This is a genomic window from Kitasatospora sp. NPDC022856, assembly GCF_055561235.1.
Window position 1 is genome coordinate 1 of record NZ_JBVHHE010000121.1, and the last position, 2,233, is coordinate 2,233.

The following is a 2,233-nucleotide window of genomic DNA, read 5'->3' on the forward strand; positions in this document are numbered from 1 at the left end:
AGCTCCGAAAACGCGGTCTACCTGGCCACCATCATGCTCTTGCTCCACCGCACTACAACCTCCACATGAAAGGGACTTCTCAGACACCCTCTAGGTCCAATACCGGTGATTTAGGTTGTTTTCCGGCTGGTTGAGGTCGCTCGGGTCGGCCCGACCAGCCGGACCGTTGGGGTGTCGGGTCGCGGTGGGCTGCGGTGCTCGGCGCGTTTGAGTGCCCAGTTGGACATCTTGCGTTTGATCACACGGGGGTTGGAGCGCAACCGCCGTGCGGGCAGCAGCCGTTCGGTGATCTCACGCAGGCTCTGGGCGGTGGCCCGGGCGAGCCGGGAGGGGGGAAAGGGCCGCCTGCCCGGTGACGTGGCGGCGGACGATGCGCAGGGTGCGGGTGAAGGAGATCCGGTCCGGGTCGTGCCCGCCCTTGAGGGCGGCCTGGTGCATCAGGTCCCGCAACGCATGGTGGACCAGCAGGAACGCGAAGATCTCCTGTTCGACCCCTCGCGGGTGCTGCGAACGGAGCACGAGCCGGGGCCCGCCCTGGTGGTTCTTGATCTCGTCGAGGGTGTTCTCGATCTCCCACCGCTGGGCATACAGGGCTGCGAGCTCGTTCGCCGGAGCCTGGGCCGGGTCCAGGACGGTGGTGATCAGCCGGTAGACGGTGCCGTCGCGGCCGAGCCTGTACTCGATCACCCGGACCCGTTCCGGCTCCGTGCGGCGGTAGTTGTCCCGCGCGGCGACGATCTCCGACAGGTAGGAGCCGTCCGCGAGGGTCTCGACCACAGGCAGCACGACGACGCTGCGGACCCGCCACAGCAGGTCGGCGCCGCCCGCCTTCGCCGCCCGCCACAGGTCGAAGCCGCAGAATCCCCGGTCTGCCAGTACGAGCATGCCCTCGGTCAGGGCGGGGAACAGCCGCGCGGCCAGAGCGCTCTCGTGCAGCGCCAGAGGGCCGGCCTCGGCCGCGAACACGGCATGGGTGCCGCACTCGGCCAGGGCCGCCACCCTCACCTGCGGATACGCACTGCGGCCCTGCCCACGGCTGGTTCCCGGACGCCCGAAGAACTCCGCATTCGCCACCGTGTCCGGCACATCGAAGACGGTGCCGTCCACCGCGACCAGCCGCCATCGCCGATACCAGGCACCCTGCGTACCGGCGACCGCGACCGGCCGGCAGACCCGCCCGAACAGGATCCGCAACGGCTCTGGGCCCAACCGCAGCCGGGCCCGGCCGATCGCCGCCGTCGTCGGCACCCGCCAAGCGGCCGCCCATCGGCCCTCCCGCTCCAGTCCCTGCACCAGGAGCCGGGCCACCTCCTCGTAGCCCTGACCGAAGAACAGGCACATCGCCAGGACGAAATAGACCACAACCCGCGCGGGAAGCAGCCGCGTTCGCTGCTCGACCCGACCGCACTCGGCGACGACCTCGTCGACCAACGCCGGCGGGAAGGCCCGCGTCAGCACCCCCAACGCGATCCGGTCCGAGAGCCGGTCACTCGCCGGCGACTTCACCTGTCCAGGCCTTGGCACAAACCACTCAACGACCGAATCACACCAAAGTCACCGGTATTGCCTCTAGGTCATGAGGAGTATCCGTTTCCGGAGCCGCAACGGCTCGGCCAGCGCTTCGGCCTCGCCCGGGAACCGCCCGAGGTACGCCGACAGCATCTGCACGATGGTGGTATCACTGATCGCCACGGACCACCCCCGCTCCGACCGGGGAGCAAAACTCCGTCGACCAACGGCTCGGGCGGCGAGCATGCGCACAATCAGCTCCAACGGGCGTGGCCTACAAGGCTCGCACTCTACAAGCCGGACAGGCCCGCACGCGGTCCAACGCGCTCTCCAGTCTGCCTCCGCTGTCCGCGCACCGTCGGATCCACCTCGTGCCTGAACACTCCACCCGCCACCTCCAGCAACCTTCATCCGTCCGGATTCGACGAGATCATGCCCAAGACCCTCGCCACCGCGACCGTCGACCGGCTCCTGCACCACACCCACGTCGTCGTCACGCAGGGCGACAGCCACCGCCTCGCCTAGGCGACCACCGGACGAGGCGTCGTCCCGCTCGGCTGACCACCCACCAGCGGGGAGATCAACTGTCCACCGGGGACTTTCAGCGTCCACCAGTGGGGAGACTCCTAGGCTCTGGCGCGAGTTCCGTGAAAGCCGCCCGTGGATCTTGATGATTGTCGATCATGATGAGTGTCTGTCGCTGATCTCCTGGCCGTCTTGTTCC

The 2,233-nt window shown here is 68.4% G+C and carries 2 protein-coding genes and 1 pseudogene; 1 reads left to right on the forward strand and 2 read right to left on the reverse strand.

Annotated elements, in window-relative coordinates:
* Nucleotides 1-291: 291 nt before the first annotated feature.
* Nucleotides 292-1,524 carry an IS4 family transposase gene (locus ACZ34W_RS38565; RefSeq protein ID WP_465611155.1) on the reverse strand — a complete coding sequence of 411 codons (1,233 nt, stop codon included), beginning with the start codon at nt 1,522-1,524 and terminating at the stop codon, nt 292-294.
* A 45-nt stretch (nt 1,525-1,569) separates the two neighbouring features.
* A complete protein-coding gene (locus tag ACZ34W_RS38570; RefSeq protein WP_465611157.1) occupies nt 1,570-1,692 on the reverse strand; it encodes a hypothetical protein in 123 nt (40 codons plus the stop codon).
* 207 nt (nt 1,693-1,899) lie between these two features.
* Between ACZ34W_RS38570 and ACZ34W_RS38575 the strand changes: the two are divergent.
* Nucleotides 1,900-2,034: pseudogene (locus ACZ34W_RS38575) on the forward strand (ATP-binding protein); the annotation flags it as partial.
* Between the last annotated feature and the right edge of the window lie 199 nt (nt 2,035-2,233).